16 protein-coding genes are annotated in these 21,944 nt (G+C 66.2%); 9 read left to right on the forward strand and 7 right to left on the reverse strand.

The genetic code is table 11. From position 1 onward, the window contains the following. Positions 1 to 977: hypothetical protein (locus G3N97_RS39590; RefSeq protein ID WP_241030791.1), on the reverse strand; the 977-nt coding region annotated here is incomplete at its 3' end. A gap of 12 nt (positions 978 to 989) precedes the next feature. Here G3N97_RS39590 and G3N97_RS39595 point away from each other — a divergent pair. Further along, positions 990 to 1,763 carry a pseudouridine synthase gene (locus G3N97_RS39595; RefSeq protein ID WP_346778112.1) on the forward strand — a complete coding sequence of 258 codons (774 nt, stop codon included), beginning with the start codon at positions 990 to 992 and terminating at the stop codon, positions 1,761 to 1,763. A gap of 137 nt (positions 1,764 to 1,900) precedes the next feature. On the opposite strand, the gene def is transcribed toward G3N97_RS39595, so the two are convergent. The 5 genes from def to G3N97_RS23805 form a co-directional block, all read right to left on the reverse strand. Beyond that, entirely contained in the window at positions 1,901 to 2,434 is a 534-nt protein-coding gene (gene def, locus G3N97_RS23785; RefSeq protein WP_074984502.1) for a peptide deformylase, read from the reverse strand. Next, positions 2,431 to 4,491 (reverse strand): NAD-dependent DNA ligase LigA, encoded by a 2,061-nt coding sequence (gene ligA / locus G3N97_RS23790; RefSeq protein WP_205995403.1) that lies wholly within the window; start codon positions 4,489 to 4,491, stop codon positions 2,431 to 2,433. Before ligA ends, def begins: the two co-directional genes overlap by 4 nt. A 417-nt stretch (positions 4,492 to 4,908) precedes the next feature. Continuing rightward, complete coding sequence (locus G3N97_RS23795; protein ID WP_205995404.1) at positions 4,909 to 6,261, reverse strand: cell division protein ZipA C-terminal FtsZ-binding domain-containing protein; 1,353 nt, start codon at positions 6,259 to 6,261, stop codon at positions 4,909 to 4,911. Positions 6,262 to 6,384: 123 nt separating this feature from the next. Continuing rightward, positions 6,385 to 9,903, reverse strand: coding sequence for a chromosome segregation protein SMC (smc, locus tag G3N97_RS23800; RefSeq protein WP_205995405.1), 3,519 nt, complete (start codon positions 9,901 to 9,903; stop codon positions 6,385 to 6,387). A gap of 218 nt (positions 9,904 to 10,121) precedes the next feature. Continuing rightward, positions 10,122 to 11,318 carry a DMT family transporter gene (locus G3N97_RS23805; protein WP_241030792.1) on the reverse strand — a complete coding sequence of 399 codons (1,197 nt, stop codon included), beginning with the start codon at positions 11,316 to 11,318 and terminating at the stop codon, positions 10,122 to 10,124. 415 nt (positions 11,319 to 11,733) lie between these two features. Here G3N97_RS23805 and dapC point away from each other — a divergent pair, with 415 nt between their 5' ends. The 6 genes from dapC to cls all read left to right on the forward strand — a co-directional run bounded on the left by dapC (position 11,734) and on the right by cls (position 18,134). Then, the gene (gene dapC, locus G3N97_RS23810; protein ID WP_065060177.1) at positions 11,734 to 12,957 is read left to right on the forward strand and encodes a succinyldiaminopimelate transaminase; all 1,224 of its coding nucleotides are present in this window, start codon (positions 11,734 to 11,736) and stop codon (positions 12,955 to 12,957) included. A 105-nt stretch (positions 12,958 to 13,062) separates the two neighbouring features. Next, a complete protein-coding gene (gene dapD, locus G3N97_RS23815) occupies positions 13,063 to 13,890 on the forward strand; it encodes a 2,3,4,5-tetrahydropyridine-2,6-dicarboxylate N-succinyltransferase (protein WP_027814838.1) in 828 nt (275 codons plus the stop codon). Continuing rightward, positions 13,890 to 14,258 (forward strand): ArsC family reductase, encoded by a 369-nt coding sequence (locus tag G3N97_RS23820; RefSeq protein ID WP_065060178.1) that lies wholly within the window; start codon positions 13,890 to 13,892, stop codon positions 14,256 to 14,258. Before dapD ends, G3N97_RS23820 begins: the two co-directional genes overlap by 1 nt. A 148-nt stretch (positions 14,259 to 14,406) precedes the next feature. Beyond that, entirely contained in the window at positions 14,407 to 15,543 is a 1,137-nt protein-coding gene (gene dapE / locus G3N97_RS23825; RefSeq protein ID WP_205995406.1) for a succinyl-diaminopimelate desuccinylase, read from the forward strand. A 33-nt stretch (positions 15,544 to 15,576) separates the two neighbouring features. After that, the gene (gene prmB / locus G3N97_RS23830) at positions 15,577 to 16,473 is read left to right on the forward strand and encodes a 50S ribosomal protein L3 N(5)-glutamine methyltransferase (RefSeq protein WP_205995407.1); all 897 of its coding nucleotides are present in this window, start codon (positions 15,577 to 15,579) and stop codon (positions 16,471 to 16,473) included. A 218-nt stretch (positions 16,474 to 16,691) separates the two neighbouring features. Next, positions 16,692 to 18,134: a cardiolipin synthase gene (gene cls / locus G3N97_RS23835; protein WP_205995408.1), complete on the forward strand. Its 1,443-nt coding sequence runs from the start codon at positions 16,692 to 16,694 to the stop codon at positions 18,132 to 18,134. Positions 18,135 to 18,143: 9 nt separating this feature from the next. Here the strand turns inward: cls and G3N97_RS23840 are convergent, their stop codons facing one another. Further along, complete coding sequence (locus G3N97_RS23840) at positions 18,144 to 18,626, reverse strand: glutathione peroxidase (protein ID WP_205995409.1); 483 nt, start codon at positions 18,624 to 18,626, stop codon at positions 18,144 to 18,146. A gap of 156 nt (positions 18,627 to 18,782) precedes the next feature. On the opposite strand from G3N97_RS23840, the gene G3N97_RS23845 reads away from it, so the two are divergent. Together G3N97_RS23845 and G3N97_RS23850 are read left to right on the forward strand one after the other, a co-directional pair. Further along, positions 18,783 to 20,738, forward strand: a complete 1,956-nt coding sequence (locus G3N97_RS23845) for an ATP-binding cassette domain-containing protein (RefSeq protein WP_205995410.1) — start codon at positions 18,783 to 18,785, stop codon at positions 20,736 to 20,738. A 103-nt stretch (positions 20,739 to 20,841) separates the two neighbouring features. Further along, a partial coding sequence (locus G3N97_RS23850) for a CoA transferase (protein WP_205995411.1) occupies positions 20,842 to 21,944 on the forward strand: 1,103 nt, incomplete at its 3' end.

Consider the following 21,944-nt stretch of genomic DNA (forward strand, 5'->3'; position numbering starts at 1 on the left):
GTCGCGAATTCCGTCCGCGTGAGGAAGGTGGCGAGCGCCGTCCGTTCCAGCGCCGCGATGAAGGCGGTGAACGTCGCCCGTTCCAGCGTCGGGATGAAGGCGGTGAACGTCGCGAATTCCGTCCGCGTGAGGAAGGTGGCGAGCGCCGTCCGTTCCAGCGCCGCGATGAAGGCGGTGAACGTCGCCCGTTCCAGCGTCGGGATGAAGGCGGTGAACGTCGCGAATTCCGTCCGCGTGAGGAAGGTGGCGAGCGCCGTCCGTTCCAGCGCCGCGATGAAGGCGGTGAACGTCGCCCGTTCCAGCGTCGGGATGAAGGCGGTGAACGTCGCGAATTCCGTCCGCGTGAGGAAGGTGGCGAGCGCCGTCCGTTCCAGCGCCGCGATGAAGGCGGTGAACGTCGCCCGTTCCAGCGTCGGGATGAAGGCGGTGAACGTCGCGAATTCCGTCCGCGCGAGGAAGGTGGCGAGCGCCGTCCGTTCCAGCGCCGCGACGAAGGTGGTGAACGTCGCCCGTTCCAGCGCCGCGACGAACGCAACGACCGCCGCGAATTCCGCCCGCGTGACGAAGGTGGCGAACGCCGCCCCTTCCAGCGCCGTGACGAAGGCGGTGAACGTCGCGAATTCCGTCCGCGTGACGAAGGTGGCGAACACCGCCCGTTCCAGCGCCGTGACGAAGGCGGTGAACGTCGCGAATTCCGTCCGCGTGAGGAAGGTGGCGAGCGCCGCCCGTTCCAGCGCCGTGACGAAGGCAGCGAACGTCGCGAATTCCGTCCGCGTGACGAAGGTGGCGAACGCCGCCCCTTCCAGCGCCGTGACGAAGGCAGCGAACGTCGCGAATTCCGTCCGCGCGAGGACCGCGGTTCCGCACGCCCCGTAAAGGCGTCGTGGGGTGCGCGCGATGGCGCGCCCGCGCGCAAGCCCGCTGCCAGGTCGTTCGACAACGCGCCGCGCCGCGACAGCGAGAACGCCGCACCGCAACGCGCCGCGCGCGTGGAGATCGACGGCGACAACGTCATGCGCCTGTCCAAGCGCATGTCGGAACTGGGCCTGTGCTCGCGCCGCGAAGCCGACGAATGGATCGAAAAGGGCTGGGTCTTCGTCGACGGTGAAGTCGTCGACACGCTTGGCGCCAAGGTCACGCCCGAACAGCGCATCGAAGTCGATCCCGCCGCACTCGCCGCCCAGGCGCGCCAGGTGACGATCCTGCTGCACAAGCCGGTCGGCTTTGTGTCGGGTCAGGCCGAGGACGGCTACGAACCCGCCGTCACGCTCGTCACTGGCGACAACCACTGGGACGGCGACCGCTCGGGAATCCGCTTCTCGGCACAGCATCTGCGTACGCTCGCGCCGGCCGGCCGCCTCGACATCGACTCGACCGGCCTGCTCGTCCTGACGCAGGACGGCCGCGTCGCGAAGCAACTGATCGGCGAAAGCTCGGACATCGACAAGGAATACCTCGTGCGCGTCACCTACGGCGATGTCGAGACCGAAGTCGACCAGCATTTCCCGGCCGAACTGCTCGCGAAGCTGTGCCACGGTCTGTCGCTCGACGACGTGCCGCTCAAGCCCGCCGAAGTCAGCTGGCAGAACGGCGAACAACTGCGTTTCGTGCTGCGCGAAGGCAAGAAGCGCCAGATCCGCCGCATGTGCGAACTGGTCGGTCTGCACGTCGTGGGCCTCAAGCGCGTGCGCATGGGCCGCGTGATGCTGGGCGCGCTGCCGCAAGGCCAGTGGCGCTACCTGTCCGCCGACGAAGGGTTTTAATCCGCGACGCGGTTCTGCCTGAACCGCAAGCCATGAAAAACGGGAGCCAGTGGCTCCCGTTTTTATTTGCACGTCGAGGCGCGAATGGCGCGAATGGCACAAATGGCGCAGAGCGCGGGGATTGCGCGCCTCGCGCGTCAGTCGTCGCTGTTCGGATCGAGATGCGGGAACAGGATGTCGGTGAAACCGAACTTCGAGAAGTCGGTGATACGCATCGGGTACAGCTTGCCGATCAGGTGGTCGCATTCGTGCTGCACCACGCGCGCATGAAAGCCCTCAGCGACGCGCTCGATCGGCGTGCCGTACTGATCGAAGCCGTTGTAGCGGATCATCGAATAGCGACTCACCGCGCCGCGCAGGCCGGGCACCGAAAGGCAGCCTTCCCAACCCTCTTCCATGTCGTGCGACAAGGGATGGATGACCGGGTTGATCAGCACGGTTTGCGGCACCGCCGGCGCCTCCGGGTAACGCTCGTTCTGCTCGAAACCGAAGATCACCACCTGCAGATCGACGCCGATCTGCGGCGCGGCGAGACCCGCGCCGTTCGCGGCGTGCATCGTGTCGAACATGTCGGCGATCAGTTCGTGCAGCTCGGGCGTATCGAAATGATCGACCGGTCTGGCGATACCGAGCAGGCGCGGATCGCCCATCCTGAGAATTTCGCGAATCATGTTGAGTGCCCCTCCAGGAGCTTGTGCAACCCATCCTCGTCGAGCACCGGCACGCCGAGTTCCTCGGCTTTCGCGAGCTTGCTGCCCGCTTCGGCACCCGCCACCACGTAGTCGGTCTTCTTCGACACCGAGCCGGCCACCTTCGCGCCAGCCGCTTCCAGCATCTCTTTCGCCTCGTCGCGCGTGAGCGTGGGCAGCGTGCCCGTGAGCACCACCGTCTTGCCCGCGAGCACGCCAACCGGCGCTTTCGGCGCAGGCGGACCTTCAGCCCATGTGACCTTGCCCGGCGCGCGCAGTTGCTCGATCACGGTGCGGTTATGTTCTTCCGCAAAGAACTGGTGGATCGATTCCGCCACGATCGGCCCCACGTCCTTCACGTCGAGCAGCTGCTCGATGCTCGCGTCCATGATCGGATCGAGCGAACCGAAGTATTTGGCCAGATCCTTCGCCGTGGACTCGCCCACCTGACGAATGCCCAGTGCATAAATGAAGCGCGCCAGCGTGGTCGACTTGGCTTTTTCGAGCGAATCCAGCAGGTTTTGCGCCGATTTTTCGGCCATGCGATCCAGTTCCGCGAGCGTCGCGAAACCGAGATTGAACAGGTCCGCGGGTGTGCGCACGAGATTCTGCTCGACGAGCTGGTCGATAATCTTCTCTCCCAGACCGTCGATGTCGAGCGCGCGGCGTTGTGCGAAATGCCAGAGCGCCTGCTTGCGCTGCGCCGGGCAGAACAGCCCACCGGAACAACGCGCGATGGCCTCGTCAGGCAGACGCTCGATGCGCGAACCGCACACCGGACATTCGGTCGGCATGACGAATTCTGCTGCATCGGGCGGACGACGATCGAGCAGCGCGCTCACCACCTCAGGAATCACGTCGCCGGCGCGCCGCACGATCACCGTGTCGCCGATGCGGATGTCCTTGCGGCGCACTTCGTCTTCGTTGTGCAACGTGGCGTTCGTGACGGTCGCGCCGCCCACGAACACCGGCTCCAGCCGGGCGACCGGCGTGATGGCGCCGGTACGGCCCACCTGCACGTCGATGGCCAGCAGTTTCGTGAGCGCTTCCTGCGCCGGAAACTTGTGCGCGAGCGCAAAGCGCGGCGCGCGCGAGACGAAGCCGAGCGCGTCCTGCTCGTCGCGGCGGTTGACCTTGTAGACCACGCCGTCGATGTCGTACGGCAGGCTCTCGCGCTTCTCGCCGACCGCGCGGAAGAAGTCGAGCAAGCCTTGCGCGCCCTTCACGACCGCACGCTCGCCGTTCACCGGCAGGCCCATTTCCGCGTACCAGTCGAGCAGTTCGCTATGCGTAGCCGGCATCGGCTCGCCTTCGAGCACCCCAATGCCGTATGCGAAAAACGACAGCGGACGCTGCGCCGTGATCTTCGAATCGAGCTGACGCAGGCTGCCCGCCGCCGCGTTGCGCGGGTTCGCGAATTCCTTCTGCCCGGCCTCGCGCTGACGATCGTTCATGCGCGCGAAGTCGCGGCGGAACATCAGCACTTCGCCGCGCACGTCGAGCACCTTCGGCACGCGCTTGCCCTTCAGCCGCAGCGGCAGCGAGCGGATCGTGCGCACGTTTTCGGTGACGTTCTCGCCCGTCGCGCCGTCGCCGCGCGTGGACGCCTGCACGAACACGCCGTCGACATAGCGCAGCGAAATGGCGAGGCCGTCGAACTTGAGCTCGCAGGCGTATTCGACCAGTTCGCCTTCGGGCTTGCCGAGCGTGTCGTGCACGCGCTTGTCGAACGCGGCGATGTCTTCGTCGGCGAAACCGTTATTGAGCGAGAGCATCGGCACGTCATGGACGACCGGTTCGAAACCCTCGGACGCCTCGCCGCCGACGCGCTGCGTGGGCGAATCGGGCGTGATGAGGTCGGGATGCTCGGTCTCGATCGCCTGCAGCTCGCGGAACAGCGTGTCGTATTCCGCGTCGGGCAGCTCCGGCTGGTCGAGCACGTAGTAAGCGTGATTGGCGCGCTCGAGTTCGGCGCGCAGCCACGCCGCGCGCTCGGTCGCGGTGGATGCTTCAGAGGGACGGGCGGGATGACGGACCATGCTGGGAACGGTTTCTGACGAGTGTTTTCGGAGTCAGATTATCTCAGGAAGCCGCCCGTGTCGCATCGGCCGAATGGCTAACGTCGCGGGAACTTCGGGGCGGCTTCGTGCGCTCCCGTACGCGACGCTCGAATCTCCTGGCCGGATGGCTAACGTTGGCCCGAATCCGTTGACGAAGCCCCCGCGCCGATGCGAACTTGAAAGCATCGTAACCGGCCCCGACGCCCTCCCCGTCAACCGCTCATGAACATGCCGAACCCATGCTCCGTGCCTGCGGCGTACGCCGTTCCGCCGCTTGCCGCCAGTGCGCAAGCGCACTTGGAGCCCCGTTGCGTGCCGAACGCGAACCCAGACGCAAAAAAAAAGGCGCGGCGCCACGACAGCACCGCGCCTTTCGCGCTCGGATTATTTCAGCTCTTACTGGCTGAACAGGCGGCGCGTGGCCGGCGAGCCCGCCGGAATACCGGCTTGCTCGAGCTTCGCGTAGAGCGTCATGAGCTGCTTGTCGATGTTCTGCAACACCGACTCCGGCAGCGGACGGCGCTGATCGTCCACCACCCGACCGCCGATGCGCTCGGCGAGCGAACGCGCGTAGTCGCACATCAGGCGGAACGGCAGGATGTCCTCGTCGGCCACCGGCACGTCGAGGATCAGCGTGATCATCTGGCCGCCCTTGTACGTGAGGTCGTCACGCAGGAAATTCGTGTCGCCGAACTGGAGCATGAACACCGGGCTCTGCTTCGCGTCGAGCTTCACGAAACGCGTGCCGTCGCGCGACAGCAGCAGGCCGTCCTGAGCCGCCACCGCCTGCACATAATTCGCCGACCACGGCGCGCCGTCCGACAACACGTTGATCGACAGCTGCGCGTCGCACTGCGCGGCAAATCCGTCGAGCTCGCGCGCCATCGCGACCGTTTCCATCATGTCGGGAAATTCGGGCAAGCCGTCCACGCCATCGGCGAACTGCTGCACGCCCGTGACGAACTCCGAGAACTCCAGCTCGTTGAGCGGGCCATTGCGGTTCGCAAGCTGCGCGGCCGCGCGCAGTTCCTCGTAGCGCACGCCATTCTGCAGCAGTTCCCAGCCGTCGCCGCCCTCGGGCTTGCCTTCGATATGCACAGGCTTGCTACCGGCGCGACGCAGACGCTGCGCGAGCGGAATCACACGCTCGCCGGGCAGCACTGCGCCCAGTCGAATCGGCACGATGCAGTCGATGCGGCGATCCACAACCGCCGGAGGCGCCGACGAAATGGTCGTCGCCGCGGGCAGCACGGGCTCGACGCGTTCGCCTTCGGCGGCTTTCGCCTCTTTGGCTTCCGCCTTTACATCGGCTGTAGCGTTCTTGTCTGCAGCCGCTTCGCCCGGCTGCGCGTCGGTCGCATCCGCCGTCGCGGCGGCCGTGGCCGGTTCGCCGCCCTCACTCTCGACCTGCGCCTGTTCGGCTTCGGCGAAACCGTTCGGCGACGTGTTCTCGGCCTGAATATCCACGGGCGTATCGGCCGGTGCCACCGAGCCGAAGCCAGGCTCCACGCGGTCCTCGGCCAGTTCGCCGCCCGCAAGCGAGGGCTCGCGGCGCGACGGCGCACGGGCCGGCTCGATGAACGGGCTCTGTTCCTCGAGTTCGCCGCCCAGCGGCGTGTCGACCGCCTCTTCGGGCATTGGACGCGGCATGCGCCGGCGCACCTTGGCGCCTTGCCATGCGTTGTACACCACCACGCCCCCGACGACCACGGCACCCGCGCCGATCAACCCGAGAGTCAACTGATCCATGCATGCTCCATCAGCAATTCTTTTTCCGGCGGCGCGCCCGGCGCGCCGTCCTCGTCTATCGATATAGACCGCAATTCAAACTGCGAAGTAAAGCGCGAATCAAATCGCGCGTTACTTCGCCAATCAGATCGTATTCTGTGCGAAACCCGCAGCCGTTTCCATGTCGACGGCGACGATACGGGAGACGCCCTGCTCCTGCATCGTCACGCCGATCAGCTGCTGCGCCATCTCCATCGCAATCTTGTTGTGCGAGATGAACAGGAACTGCGTCTTGTTCGACATCGCACGCACGAGGTTGGCGAAACGCTCCGTGTTGGCGTCGTCGAGCGGCGCGTCCACTTCGTCGAGCAGACAGAACGGCGCGGGATTGAGCTGGAACATCGCGAACACGAGCGCAGTTGCGGTCAGCGCTTTCTCGCCGCCCGACAGCAGGTGAATCGTCGAGTTCTTCTTGCCCGGCGGCTGCGCCATGACCTGCACGCCCGCATCGAGAATCTCGTCGCCAGTCATGATGAGCTTCGCCTGACCGCCGCCGAAGAGACGCGGGAACAGATCGCCGAAATGCTTGTTCACTTCGTCGAACGTGCCTTGCAGCAGCGTGCGCGTTTCCTGGTCGATCTTGCGGATCGCGTCTTCGAGCGTTTCGATCGCGCTCGTCAGGTCGGCCGACTGCGCGTCGAGGAAGGTCTTGCGCTCCTTCGCCGCGGCCAGTTCGTCGAGCGCGGCCATGTTGACCGGTCCGAGCGCCGTGATCGCGTTGTTGATGCGCGTGACTTCGCCTTGCAGATACGAGGGCTTGAGGTCCGGCGTGAGCTTTTCCTGCAGCGCCGCCTCGTCCACGCCAGCCGCCTGCAACTGCTCGACGAACTGCTCGCCATTCAGGCGCGCGGCCTGTTCCTTGAGTTGCAATTCGGTGATGCGGTCGCGCAGCGGTTGCAGCGCGCGTTCGGCAGCAAGACGCGTTTCGTCGGCGGCACGCAGCTTGGCGCTCAGATCGTCGAGTTCAGCGCGCGCGTTGCGCAGCAACTCTTCCTTCTCCGCGCGAATCTCCAGCGCGTCTTGCAGGCCGGTGTGCGCGGTCTGCTCGTTGATGGTTTCGAGTTCGGCGCGCGCGTCTTCGAGCGAGCCCGCCACGCGTTCGCTCTGATCGTGCGAGATCTGGATGTTGCGACGAAGTTCTTCGATGCGCGCGGCCAGATTGCGGGCCGCGAAGCGCGCATCGCCCGCGGCGCGTTCGAGATCGCGCGCGGCATTGCGCGCCGCACCCAGTTCTTCGTCGAGCGCCTCGAATGCAAGCTGGTTGTCTTCGAAACGCGCCTGGAGTTCGGCGAGCTCTCCGTCGTGGCGCTCGAAATTCGCTTCCGATTCGGCACGCAGCGCGCGCTGCTCTTCGATCTGCGCGCGAATTTCTTCCAATTCTTCACGGATCTGCGTGCTACGCGCCGTGTAACGCTCGTGCGCCTGCGTGAGCTTGAGCACATCCATTTGCAGCGCGTGCACGCGCTGCGTGGCACGGTCGGCTTGCTGGCGTGCCTCGCCGAGCACCTGAGCGGCCTGCGTATGCGCGGCTTCCGCGCGCACCACGGCCGAGCGGGCTTCGTCGGCGAGCAGCGCCTGGGCGCGCACCTGGCGCGTGAGATTTTCGATCTCCTGCTGGCGCGCCAACATGCCCGCCTGCTCGGAATCGGCGGCGTAAAGCTGCACGCCCACGCGCGACACCGAGTGACCGGCCTTCACCACGAAGGCGCCGCCTTCGGGCAATTGCGCGCGTTGCGCGAGCGCGTCTGCCAGATCGTTCGCGACGAAGGTCGTGCCGAGCCATTCGTTGAGCACCGCGCGCAGACCCGCATCGTCGATACGCACGAGCGAGAGCAGCGGCGTGAGACCTGCCGGTGTGCTCGCCGTCTGGCCAGCCAGCGGCGGCGCGTAGAAAGCGAGCTTGGCAGGCGGCGCGTCAGTGGCGAACGCCTTGACCCAATCGAGATTCGACACTTCGAGCGCCGCGAGACGCTCGCGCAGCACAGCTTCGAGCGCGGTTTCCCAACCGGCCTCGACATGCAGCTTCTTCCACAGACGCGGCAACGCGCCCAGTTCGTGACGTTCGAGCCACGGCTGGATCTTGCCTTCGGTCTGAACGTTCTCCTGCAGTTGCTTGAGCGCCGCGAGACGCGCTTCGAACTGGTGAATCTGGGCGTTTTCGGCCTGTACGCGATCGTGCGCGGCACGGCGCTCGGCGTCCAGACGCGGCACGGTTTCCTGCGCGTCCGTGAGGCGGTCCTGGGCGTCGCGCAGAATTTCTTCCTGCTCGGCCAGTTGCATGCGCAGCTCTTCGAGCTGCACTTCGTCCGGCGCGTCGAGACCGCCTTCTTCCGACTTCAGGCGCTCGTGGCGCTGCTGAAGCTGCTGGAGCATTTGATCGGCGTTGCGCTGATGAGCGGCTTCGAGCTTGAGCGCCTGTTCCGTGCGCGCGATACCCGCACGCTCGTCGTTCAGTTGAGACTGGGCGTCGCGCCAGCGGTTTTCGAGCGCGGGCAGCGCTTCCTGCTTCGCGACGGCCTCTTCCTCGGCGATGGCGGCTTTTTCCTCGCCCATCGCCAGTTGCTCTTCGGCGTCTTCGATATCGTCCTGCGCCTTCTGCGCCTGGACCTGCCATTGCTCGCGCTGCGCCGTGAGCGCCGCGATCTGCGCCTGCACGCGATTGCGCGATTCGACGATGAACTTGATCTCGGCTTCGAGTCGGCTCACCTCGGCGTTCGCTTCATAGAGCGAGCCTTGCGCGCCCTGCATCGCGTCGCTGGCCGAATAGTGCGCCACGCGCAGCGTTTCGAGCTGCGCTTCGACTTCGCGCAGTTGCGCGGTATGCCGTTCGAGATCGATCTGCGCCTGTTCGATGGCGCGCTGCTGGCGCTGCTGCTCGCCCGCCGCCTCGTTCTTGCGCAACAGCCACAGCATGCGCTGCTTTTCTTCGCCGTCGGCCTGCAGTTCGCGGTACTTCGTCGCCACCACGGCCTGGCCTTCGAGCTTTTCCAGATTCGTGGACAGCTCGCGCACGATGTCTTCCACGCGCGTGAGATTCTCGCGCGTGTCGTGCAGGCGGTTTTCGGTTTCGCGACGGCGTTCCTTGTACTTCGACACACCCGCGGCTTCTTCGAGGAACACGCGCAGCTCTTCCGGCTTCGCCTCGATGATGCGCGCGATCATGCCCTGCCCGATGATCGCGTATGCACGCGGACCGAGGCCGGTACCGAGGAAGATGTCCTGAATGTCGCGGCGACGCGCCGGGAGATTGTTGATGTAGTAGCTCGAGGTGCCGTCGCGCGTGAGTACGCGCTTGACGGCGATCTCGGCATACTGGCCCCACTGGCCCGCGGCGCGCCCGTCGGCGTTGTCGAACACGAGCTCGACGCTCGCGCGGCTGCCGGGCTTGCGCGCGGTGGAACCGTTGAAGATGACGTCCTGCATCGACTCGCCGCGCAGTTCGGACGCGCGGGATTCGCCGAGCACCCAGCGCACGGCGTCGATGATGTTCGATTTACCACAGCCGTTCGGTCCGACCACTCCGACGAGTTGGCCCGGTACCTGGAAATGCGTGGGATCGACGAATGATTTGAAGCCAGCGAGTTTAATCGAGGTCAGACGCACGGCGATATCGCTGTTTGAATTGGAAGAGTGAACGGGACCGCCCGGACCGCCGCCGCGCGCCGTCGACCGTCACTTCAGTCGCACGGCGGCGCGAGGCGCCGCAGGATTCGCATCTGGCCGAACGAACGGCGCGCACAGCACGGACAGCCGCCACGGCTCGCCGTGCGAAGCGCCTGATGCACCTCAGTGCGCGCCCGGCCGGCGAGGATCAGGGGCAATCATACCATCGCACGCGTGCCATTCTGCCCGCCATCGGGCCGGGCGCCATGGCCGTCGTGGTGATTGACGGTTTTATCGGCACTTTTGTCAGTGCCCGGATCGCCGTTTGCATCGCTATCGTCTTCGCGGCGATGGTCGTCGTCCTTGCTGGACGAGGCGCTGGCATCGTCGCGGCCTTCTGCGCTGTTTTCAGGACTGACTTCATCGTCGAGCAGACCGGCGTCGGCGTGGGCGATCGCGCTGGCTTCGGCGCTCGCGTGGACCGTCTGCCGGGGACGCTTGCGCGCTTCCTGCGCGCGATGCACCCAGCTCGACAGCAGCGAGGCAAGCACGATGCACGCGCCGCCCGCCCATTCGCGCGGACCCGGCGTCTCGCCGGCGAGCAGCCACGACGAAAGCGCCGTCACGACGATTTCGAACAACATGATGATCGAGGCCCGGTTGGCCGGCACGCGCGCGAGCCCGTATTGCACGAGCATGTTGTTCACGCCCAGCAGCACGCCGAGCACCAGCACGAGCAAAACCGCGCGGGCGAGCGGCTCGCCGGCGTGCAGCGTCGGCATCGGCTCGAAAAACGAGGCGATCAGGCCGAAGATCGCCGCCCCGCCGAAAATCACGGCGGTGCGCATTTCCGGCTTCATCTGCGGCAACACACGACTCGTCTTCACGACGAGCACATTGCTCATCGCGAAACCCATACCGCCCGCGAGGCCCGCCCATTCGGCGGCGCTGCCCGGCAGCGGCACGCCCAGCTTCGGCGACCAGAGCATGAGCACCGCGCCCGCCAGCGACAGCGCGGCCAGCGCAGCGCCGGACCACGTCAGGCGCTCGTGCAGGATGAAATGCGCGAAGATCGCCGTCCATGCGGGCGTCAGATAGAACAGCAACAGCACGCGCATCACTTCGCCGTGAATCGCGCCCCACACGAATCCGATATTGGTCACGCCCGCCGCCAACCCGAGCAGCGGCAACACCCAGTGCCAGCGCACCGTTGCGATCGAACGGCGGCGCAGCAGCAGCACGAACAGGCAGCCCGCCGCGCTCGTCGCCGCGCCGGCAGCCGTGCCGGTCAAACCGAAACTCGCGAGCGTGCGCAGCGGAAACCAGATCACGCCCCACACCGAGGCGCCGATCATGATCGCGAGCGTCGGCCAGCCCGATTTCAGGCTGCGCGCGGTCGACTGGAAACCGGTCATCGCGCGATCCTCGCGGACATTGCACGCATCGCGTTGATCGCGGCCATCCAGCGTTTTTCAGACTGCATACCCATTCCTGTTCAGTTTCAGCTCGATGGCCGCGCGCGCCGCCGACCGGGTTCGCCCTCGATTCGTGCGCGATTTTTCCCCAAGCCGTCAGCGACTCGCGTCCGAGTCAAGTCCGACTCAGGCCCAGCCCACGCGCCACCGCGACCCAATCAGCAACCAGCGGCCACGCTATAATTCACGTTTTGCCAGCGACGGCGGCCGCACCGCCCGGCACGGCCCACCCGGCCGTCCGTGTCAACCAGCGTGTCAATCACCCGGTCCGTCCGGCGCACACTCTGCGCCGCGATCCCGCCCGCGTGTCCGCGCCCGTCGCTCCATCCGTTTTTCGCTTACGCCCGCCAGCCCTGTGAATCCGCTACTCGACACCCTCCAGTCCTATCCCTTCGAAAAGCTGCGCGCGCTCTTCAAGGACGTCGCGCCGAATGCTGGCCTGCGCCACATCAGCTTCGGGATCGGCGAGCCGAAACACCCGACGCCCGCGCTGATCCGCGACGCCATCGTCGCCTCGCTCGACGGTCTGTCGGTGTATCCGGCCACGGGCGGCAGCCCGGCGCTGCGCGAAGCGATCGCGAAATGGGTGAGCGAACGCTACAGCCTGCCCGCCATCGACGCCAGCACCCAAGTGCTGCCGGTCTCGGGCTCGCGCGAGGCGCTGTTCGCGCTCGCCCAGGCGGTCGTGGACCCCACGGCGGGCGCCAAAGACCCGGCAAAGCGCGCGATCGTACTCTGCCCGAACCCGTTCTACCAGATCTACGAAGGCGCAGCGCTGCTCGCGGGCGGCGAGCCGTACTTCGTCAACAGTGATCCGGCCCGCAACTTCGCCTGCGACTATTCGCAGGTCCCGGAAGCCATCTGGGCGCGCACGCAGCTGCTCTACGTCTGCTCGCCGGGCAACCCGACGGGCGCCGTCCTCACGCTCGACGACTGGCGCGAACTGTTCGCGCTGTCCGATCGCTACGGCTTCGTGATCGCGTCCGACGAATGCTATTCGGAGATCTATTTCGACGAATCGACGCCGCCGCTCGGCGGTCTCGAAGCCGCGCACCAGCTCGGCCGCGGCTTCGAGCGCCTGATCATGCTGTCCAGCCTCTCGAAGCGCTCGAACGCGCCGGGCATGCGCTCGGGCTTCGTGGCGGGCGACCCGGCGATCCTCAAGCAGTTCCTGCTGTACCGCACCTATCACGGCTCGGCGATGTCGCCGGTCTGGCAGTCCGCCAGCATCGCCGCGTGGGGCGACGAGGCGCACGTGCGCGAGAACCGCGCGAAGTACGTGCAGAAGTTCTCGACCGTCACGCCCATGCTCGCCGACGTGCTCGACGTGAAGCTGCCGGACGCCGCGTTCTACCTCTGGGCCAACGTCGCGCGCACCGGCCTCTCGGACACCGCGTTCGCCCAGCGCCTCTACGCCGACTATAATGTGACGGTCCTGCCCGGCTCGTTTCTCGCGCGCGAAGCGCACGGCGCGAACCCGGGCGAAGGCTTTGTCCGTCTGGCGCTCGTCGCCGACGTCGACGAATGCACCGAGGGCGCGCAGCGCATCGTCGACTTCTGCCGCTCGCTCGAGGCATAACACCGTCAGCCGTAACGTCACCGCCGAACGCGCGCCCCGCCGCGCGCGTATCGCCACCGAATTCCCGCCATCCAACGGCTTTTGAACTCACACGAAATCATCACCATGTCGCAACAACTTCAGCAGATCATCGACACCGCCTGGGAAAACCGCGCCGACTTTTCGCCCAAGTCCGCGCCGAACGACGTGCGTGAAGCCGTCGCCCACGTCATCGCCGAACTGGACAAGGGCGCGCTGCGCTGCGCCGAGAAGAAGGACGGCGACTGGGTCGTCAACCAGTGGGTGAAGAAGGCCGTGCTGCTGTCGTTCCGCCTGGAAGACAACGCGCCGATGGCCGCCGGCGGCTTCACGCAGTTCTTCGACAAGGTGCCCTCGAAGTTCGCCAACTACACGGCTGAAGACTTCGCCGCAGGCGGCTTCCGCGTCGTGCCGCCGGCCATCGCGCGCCGCGGCTCGTTCATCGGCAAGAACGTCGTGCTGATGCCGTCGTACACCAACATCGGCGCGTACGTCGACGAAGGCACGATGGTCGACACGTGGGCAACGGTCGGTTCGTGCGCGCAGATCGGCAAGAACGTCCACCTTTCGGGCGGCGTGGGCATCGGCGGCGTGCTGGAGCCGCTGCAGGCCAACCCGGTCATCATCGAAGACAACTGCTTCATCGGCGCGCGCTCGGAAGTCGTGGAAGGCGTGATCGTCGAAGAAAACTCGGTCATCTCGATGGGCGTGTACCTCGGCCAGTCGACCAAGATCTATGACCGCGAAACCGGCGAAATCTCGTACGGCCGCATCCCGGCAGGCTCGGTCGTCGTGGCCGGCAACCTGCCCTCGAAGGACGGCTCGCACAGCCTGTACTGCGCCGTGATCGTCAAGAAGGTCGACGCGAAGACGCGCGCCAAGGTCGGCCTGAACGAGCTGCTGCGAGGCGACTGATGGCGAAGGCCGCAAAGACCGTGGTCGTCTACGGCATTCCGAACTGCGACACCGTGAAGAAGGCCCGCGTGTGGCTGGAAGAGCATGGCATCGAGTTCGAATTCCACGACTTCAAGAAAGCCGGCGTGTCGAACGCGCTGGTGCAGGACTGGCTCAAGGATGTCTCGCTCGATCAGCTGATCAACAAGCGCGGCACGACGTGGCGCGGCCTGTCCGAGGTTCACAAGGCCGAAGCCGATTCGACCGCGGGCGCGATCGCCCTGATGATCCACAAGCCGTCGATCATCAAGCGCCCGGTCGTGGCCGTGAACGGCCGCGTGAAGACGCTCGGTTTTTCGGCCGAGCAGTACGCGGAGCTGTTTGCCTGAACTGCGTTTGAGGCACTGCGCGAGCGGAGCGCCCAGCCGTCGGAAGTCTTCGATAACCGTGCGAATCCGCTAGCGCATCATCGTCACAAGCTGTTGCCGGCCCCTGCATTGCAGCGGCGCCGGCATTTTTATTGAAAGTGGTCCCTTCATGTCCGCCACCCTCGCCCTTACCGAAGCCCTGATCGCGCGCGCGTCCGTGACGCCCGACGACCAGCACTGCCAGCGCATCATGACCGAACGCCTCAACGCGCTCGGCTTCGCGTGCGAAACGATCGAATCCAACGGCGTGACCAACCTGTGGGCCGTCAAGCGCGGCACGGACGCCGACGCGCCGCTGCTCGCCTTCGCGGGTCACACCGATGTGGTGCCGACCGGCCCCATCGAGCAATGGAGCTCGCCGCCGTTCCAGCCCTCGCATCGCGACGGCGTGCTCTACGGCCGCGGCGCCGCCGACATGAAGACCTCGCTCGCCGCCTTCGTGGTCGCCAGCGAAGAATTCGTGGCGGCGCACCCGCAGCATCGCGGCACGATCGCCTTCCTGATCACGAGCGACGAGGAAGGCCCCGCCACCGACGGCACCGTCAAGGTGGTCGAGGCGCTCCAGGCGCGCGGCGTGAAGATGGACTACTGCATCGTCGGCGAACCGACGTCGACGAATACGCTCGGCGACTGCGTGAAGAACGGCCGCCGCGGCTCGATGTCGGGCAAGCTCGTCGTCAAGGGCGTGCAGGGTCACATTGCCTATCCGCATCTCGCGAAGAATCCGGTGCATCTGCTGGCGCCTGCGCTCGCCGAACTCGTCGCCGAAAAATGGGACGACGGCAACGAATACTTCCCGCCCACCACGTGGCAGGTTTCGAACCTGCACAGCGGCACGGGCGCGAGCAACGTGATTCCGGGCCACGCCGACGTGCAGTTCAACTTCCGCTTCTCGACCGCGAGCACGGTGGAAGGTCTGCAACAGCGCGTGCATGCGATTCTCGACAAGCACGGCCTCGAATACGATCTGCACTGGAGCATCAGCGGCCTGCCCTTCCTCACGCCGCGCGGCGCGCTCTCGAACGCGCTCGAAAAGGCGATTCACGACGAAACCGGCGTGACCACCGAGCTTTCGACCACCGGGGGCACCTCTGACGGCCGCTTCATCGCACGCATGTGCCCGCAGGTCGTGGAGTTCGGACCGCCCAACGGCAGCATCCACAAGATCGATGAGCACATCGAAGTCAAATTCATCGACCCGCTCAAGAACGTGTACCGCCGCGTGCTCGAACAGCTGATCGCCTGACGCGATCGGCCTGCACGCACTGGAGCCCCTGATATGACCCATCCGCTTTCCACTACGTTTTCGACCGTGCGCGATCTGCTGCGCTACGGCGTCACGCGTTTTTCCTCGGCGCAACTCTCGTTCGGCCACGGCTCGTCCAACGCCTATGACGAAGCCGCCTATCTGGTCCTGCACACGCTGCGTCTGCCGCTCGACCTGCTCGATCCGTTCCTCGACGCGCGCCTCGCGCCCGAGGAGATCGAGAAAGTGCTCGGCGTGATCGAGCGCCGCGCCAACGACCGCGTGCCGGCCGCCTACATCACGCAGGAAGCGTGGATGCACGGCCTGCGCTTCTACGTGGACGAACGCGTGATCGTGCCGCGCTCGTTCATCGGCGAGCTGCTCGCGGACGGCCTGCAGCCGTACGTGGAAGATCCCGAGCAAGTGGGCGCCGTGCTCGAACTGTGCACCGGTTCGGCCAGCCTCGCGATTCTCGCGGCGCACGCGTTCCCGAACGCCGACATCGACGCCGTCGACCTTTCCGCGCCCGCGCTCGAAGTCGCGAAGCGCAACGTTCACGAACACGATCTCGACGACCAGATCTCGCTGTTCGAAGGCGATCTGTACGCGCCGCTGCCGGAGCGCCGTTACGACGTGATCATCACGAATCCGCCGTATGTGAACGCCGATTCGATGGCCGCGCTGCCGCCCGAATACCGTCACGAGCCGGAAATGGCGCTCGCGGGCGGCACGGACGGCATGGACATCGTGCGCCGCATCGTCAAGGACGCGCGCAACTGGCTGACCGACGACGGCGTGCTCGTGGTCGAGATCGGCAACGAGCGCGAAAACGTGGAAGCGGCGTTCGGCGGCCTCGATCTCGTCTGGCTGTCGACGAGCGCCGGCGACGACCAGGTGTTCCTGATCCAGGCCCGCGACCTGCCGGTCTGAACCCACGTCGGAACTAGCGTCTGAATCGACGTTTGAATGTGCGCCCGTGGCAGCGGGCGCACGTTAGTGAACCACTTCTTGCATCGGTGGAACACCGGCGGCCTGGTCTCCTGCCGCCGGTCTGATGGCGCACGTTGCGCCGCCTTGGGTAAGATGACCGTTTCCCGGCTCACGCGGCTTGGACCTTGCCTGACGAGTCGGCAACGTCCCGCGCCTTTATGCACTTCGACTGGTCAACGCTCGGCACCCTGCTCGCGGTCGTCCACGTATTCGGACTGATCGCGGCCTGCCACGCCATTCTCAATACGCGCACCTCGCAAGGTGCGATCGCCTGGGCCGTCTCGCTCGCGACGATGCCCTACCTCACGCTGATCCCGTATCTGTTCCTCGGCCGCAGCAAATTCGAAGGCTACGCGGACGCGCGCCGTATCCGCGACGAAACCTTGCGCACGCGCGCGCACGCACCCGAACGCGACCGTCCGGTCACCACCAGCATCGGGCCGACGGATCTGCTCAGCGAGCGCGTGATCCGCACCTTTGCGCAACTGGGCGGCATGCCGCTCGTGCCGGGCAATTCGGTCCGCACGCTGGTGAACGGCGAGGCCACCTTCGCGGCCATCTTCGACGCAATCGAACAGGCGCGGCAGTACGTGATCGTGCAGTTCTTCATCGTGCACGCGGACGCGCTCGGCGACATGCTCAAGGACGTGCTGCTCGCCGCCGCCCAACGCGGCGTGCGCGTGTACTTTCTCTACGACAGCATCGGCAGCTTCGACCTGCCCGCCAGCTATGTGCGCGATCTACGCGCGGGCGGCATCGAGGTGCATCCGTTTTCGGCGAAGCGCCGCTTCGTCAACCGCTTCCAGCTCAACTTCCGCAATCACCGCAAGATCGTGGTGGTCGACGGCGAGCGCGCCTACGTGGGCGGCCACAACGTGGGCGTCGAGTATCTGGGCGCGAACGCACGGCTTTCGCCGTGGCGCGACACGCATATCGAAGTGCGCGGCCCGGTGGTGGCCAGCATCCAGTTCGCGTTTACCGAGGACTGGTACTGGGTCACCCAGGAATTGCCGGGCTCCGAGCCGCCCGCCGTCACGCCGCGCGACGGCGACGACATGCAGTGCCTCGTCATGCCCACCGGCCCCGCCGACCGCCAGGAAACCTGCTCGCTCTTTTTTGTGGAGGCGATCAACGCCGCCAGCAAGCGCATCTGGATCACGACGCCCTATCTCGTGCCCGACTCGGCGGTGCTTTCCGCGTTGCGCCTCGCGGCGCTGCGCGGCGTGGACGTGCGCATCATGATCCCGAGCCGCCGCGACCACTACGTCGTGTTCGAAGCCTCGACGCTCTACGCCTACGACGCCGTGCGCGCGGGTATCCGCATCTTCCGCTACAAGCCGGGCTTCCTGCACCAGAAGGTCGTGCTGATCGACGACGTTGCCGCCGCGATCGGCAGCGCGAACCTGGACAACCGCTCGTTCCGCCTGAACTTCGAGATCATGGTGCTGACCGTGCACCGCGGCTTCGCCGCCGAAGTGGAAGCGATGCTCGAGCGCGACTTCGCGCACACCTTCGAGATCGACCGCGGCGAATACCGCAACGCGCCCGCGTGGCGCAAGATCACCATGCACCTCGCGCGGCTCTTTGCGCCGATTCTCTAGCGCCCGGCGTTACAGCAACTTTTCGATGTCGGCGGCGATGGCGTCGGGCTTCGTGACCGGCGCGTAGCGCTTGACCACGTTGCCGTTGCGGTCGACGAGAAACTTCGTGAAATTCCACTTCACGCGTTCGAGGCCCAGCACGCCCGGCGCTTCCTCGGTCAGCCACTGGTAGAGCGGGTGCGCGTTGGCGCCATTCACGTCGATCTTCGCGAACATCGGGAACGTGACGCCGAAATTCTTCTCGCAAAACGCGCCGATCTGCGAGGCGTCGCCCGGCTCCTGCTTGCCGAACTGGTTGCACGGGAAGCCGAGCACCGCGAGGCCGCGCGCCGTGTACTCATCGTGGAGCTTTTGCAGACCCGCGTATTGCGGCGTGAAACCGCATTCGCTCGCGGTGTTCACGATCAACAGGACCTTGCCCGCGTACTGTTCGAGGCTCACTGGCGCGCCGCCGCCCAGCGGCTCGGCCGAAAACGCATACACCGTCGTCATCTGGCTCTCCAAAGGAAAGCGCCAGTCTAATGGAGAAAGCGGCCGCTCCGCACCCTGGCCGAATGGCTAGCCGTTCGGCTAGTCATTGGAGGCCCTCCACCCAGTTAAAATAGCGCTTTACGTTTTGACCGCGGCCCCGTCCGCGCCCGCGCTCCCGTGATCCGCTTCAACCAATTCAGCCTTGCTCGCGGCACCAAGCCGCTTTTCGACCAGACCTCGTTCACCCTGAATCCGGGCGAAAAGGCCGGTCTCGTCGGCGCGAACGGCGCGGGCAAATCCACGCTGTTCTCCGTGCTGCGCGGCGAACTGCACGCGGACGCCGGCGACTTCTCGCTGCCGCCTTCGTGGCAGATCGCGCACGTGGCGCAGGAAACGCCCGCGGTCGACAGGAGCGCGCTCGAATACACGCTCGACGGCGACGCCGACCTGCGCGAGATCGAAGCGCGCATTGCGGCGGCCTCGGCGGCCCACGACGGCGCGGCCGAAGCCGAAGCCCACGCCGCGTTCGCCGATGCCGACGGCTACACCGCGCCCGCGCGCGCCGAAGCGCTGCTGCTCGGCCTCGGCTTCACGCTCGACCAGACGCGTCAGCCCGTGGCGAGCTTCTCGGGCGGCTGGCGCATGCGCCTGAATCTCGCGCAGGCGCTGATGTGCCGCTCCGACCTGCTGCTGCTCGACGAACCCACGAACCACCTGGACCTCGACGCCATCGTCTGGCTCGAAGACTGGCTGCATCGCTATCCGGGCACGCTCGTCGTCATTTCGCACGACCGCGAATTTCTCGACGCGATCTGCAACGTCACGCTGCATCTGGAAAACCAGCAGGTCAAACGCTACGGCGGCAACTATTCGCAGTTCGAGATCCTGCGCGCGCAGCAACTCGCGCTGCAGCAAAGCGCCTACGAGAAGCAGCAGAAAACCGTCGCGCATCTGCAGAGCTTCATCGACCGCTTCAAGGCCAAGGCCACCAAGGCGCGCCAGGCGCAGAGCCGGGTGAAGGCGCTCGAAAAGATGGAGCTGATCGCGCCCGCGCACGCGAGTTCGCCGTTCACTTTCGAGTTCCGCACGCCCGATTCCGCGCCCAATCCGATGCTCGTGATGGAAGACGTGCGCTGCGGCTATCGCGCCGAAGACGGCACCGAAACGCCCATCGTCGAGCGTGTGGCGCTGTCCATTCAGAACGGCCAGCGCATCGGGCTGCTGGGTGCGAACGGCCAGGGTAAATCGACGCTGATCAAGACGCTCGCGGGCACGCTCGCGCCGCTTTCGGGCGAGACGCGCACGGGCAAAGGCCTGCAGATCGGCTATTTCGCGCAGCATCAGCTCGAAACGCTGCGCCCCGACGACTCGCCGCTACAGCATCTCGCGCGCCTCGCGCCCGACACGCGCGAGCAGGAGTTGCGCGACTTCCTCGGCGGCTTCAACTTCCCCGGCGAAATGGCCACGGCGCCCATCGCGCCCTTTTCGGGCGGCGAAAAGGCACGCCTCGCGCTCGCGCTCATCATCTGGCAAAAGCCCAATCTGCTGCTGCTCGACGAACCGACCAACCACCTCGACCTCGAAACGCGTCACGCCCTCACTATGGCGCTCGCGCAGTTCGAAGGCACGCTGATTCTGGTGTCGCACGACCGCCATCTACTGCGTGCAACCACCGACCAGTTCATGCTGGTCGCCAAGCACCGCCTGCAACCGTTCGACGGCGATCTCGACGATTACCGCGACTGGCTGCTCCAGCACGCGGCCGAGCAACGCGCGGCGCTCAAGGCGGCGGCAGCCGGCGGCACGGCGAATGCGGCCGGCGAACTGGATGGCGCCGACGCGGGCGTCAACCGCAAGGAACAGCGCCGTCAGGAAGCGGAAACGCGCCAACGTCTTGCGCATCTGAAAAAGCCGCTGCAGGCGAAGATCGGCAAGATCGAAAAGGAAATGGACGCGCTCAATGCCGAGAAAGGCACGCTGGACGGCTTCGTCGCCGACCCGGCCAGCTACGAGCCCGAGCAGAAGACGCGTCTGACCGACGCGATCCGCCGTCAGGCCGAAGTCCAGTCGCGCCTCGAGACGCTCGAAGCCGAATGGCTCGAAGCGCACGAAGAACTCGAGCAGATCGGCTGATGCCCGCACCGCACGTGCGGCACAATCGTTCCTGTTCCGCCTGTTGACCTTAACGACGTCACCGCTCTCACCGCCAGGAGTCACACGAGTGTCGACACCCGCCTTGCAAGGCCTCCGCGTTCTCGATCTGACCCGTCTTTTGCCCGGGCCGGTGGCCACGCTGCGCCTCGCGGAAATGGGCGCCGACGTGCTCAAGATCGAGCCGCCGGGCGCCGGCGACGCCTCGCGCGCCATGATGCGCAACAGCGCCGACGAAATCGCGGGCCGTCCGGGCGCGTTCTATCAGATCGTGAACCGCGGCAAGCGTGAAACGCGGCTCGACCTCAAGTCCGAGGGCGGCCGCGCGGTGCTGCTCGCGCTCGCCCGCGACGCCGACGTGCTGGTCGAGAGCTTCCGGCCCGGCGTCATGGATCGACTCGGGCTCGGCTACGAGACCCTGCGCGCCATCAATCCCAAGCTCGTCTACTGCGCGATCACGGGTTACGGCACGACCAGTCCGTTCGCCGAGCGCGCCGGCCACGATATCAATTACGTCGCGTATTCCGGCGTGCTCCACCAGATCGCCGCGCGTGACGGCGCGCCCGTGCTGCCCAATTTCCAGATCGCCGATCTGCTGGGCGGCGCGCTCGCAGCAGTCACGCAGATTCTCGCCGCGCTCTGGCAAGTCGCGCGTGGCGGCGAAGGCCGTTTCGTCGATATCTCGATGGCGCACGTCTCGCACACGCACAACGTGGTCGCCCAGGTCGCGCTCGCCAACGACGACGCGGCGGCGCTCGAAGCCGGCGGCGGCCTGCTCAACGGCGGCGTGCCCTGCTACAACCTCTATCGCACCCAGGACGATCGCTGGCTGGCCGTCGGCGCGCTGGAGCTGAAGTTCTGGCAGGCGCTCTGCACGGCCATCGGCCGCGAGGATTGGGCGCAGCGGCACTGGAGTCTCGGTCAGGCAATCGGCGGCACGGACGCGGCGGCGCTCACACACGAGTTCGCCGCGATGATTGCGGCCGAGCCGCTGCAAACGTGGATCGACCGGCTCGAAGTGATCGACTGCTGCGTCTCGCCGGTGCTTACGCCCGGCGAGGCGGCCAATCATCCGCTCTTCAATCCAGAAGCGCTCCAGGCGGTGCTCGACGAAATCGCCGCGCAGCGCGAAGCGGAAGCGCGCCGTGCCGCGGGGTTGCCGCCGGTCGCGGCGCCGTTCGCGCAGGC

The sequence above is a fragment of the Paraburkholderia sp. Ac-20347 genome (assembly GCF_017104805.1).
In the GTDB taxonomy this organism is placed as follows: Bacteria; Pseudomonadota; Gammaproteobacteria; order Burkholderiales; family Burkholderiaceae; genus Paraburkholderia; species Paraburkholderia tropica.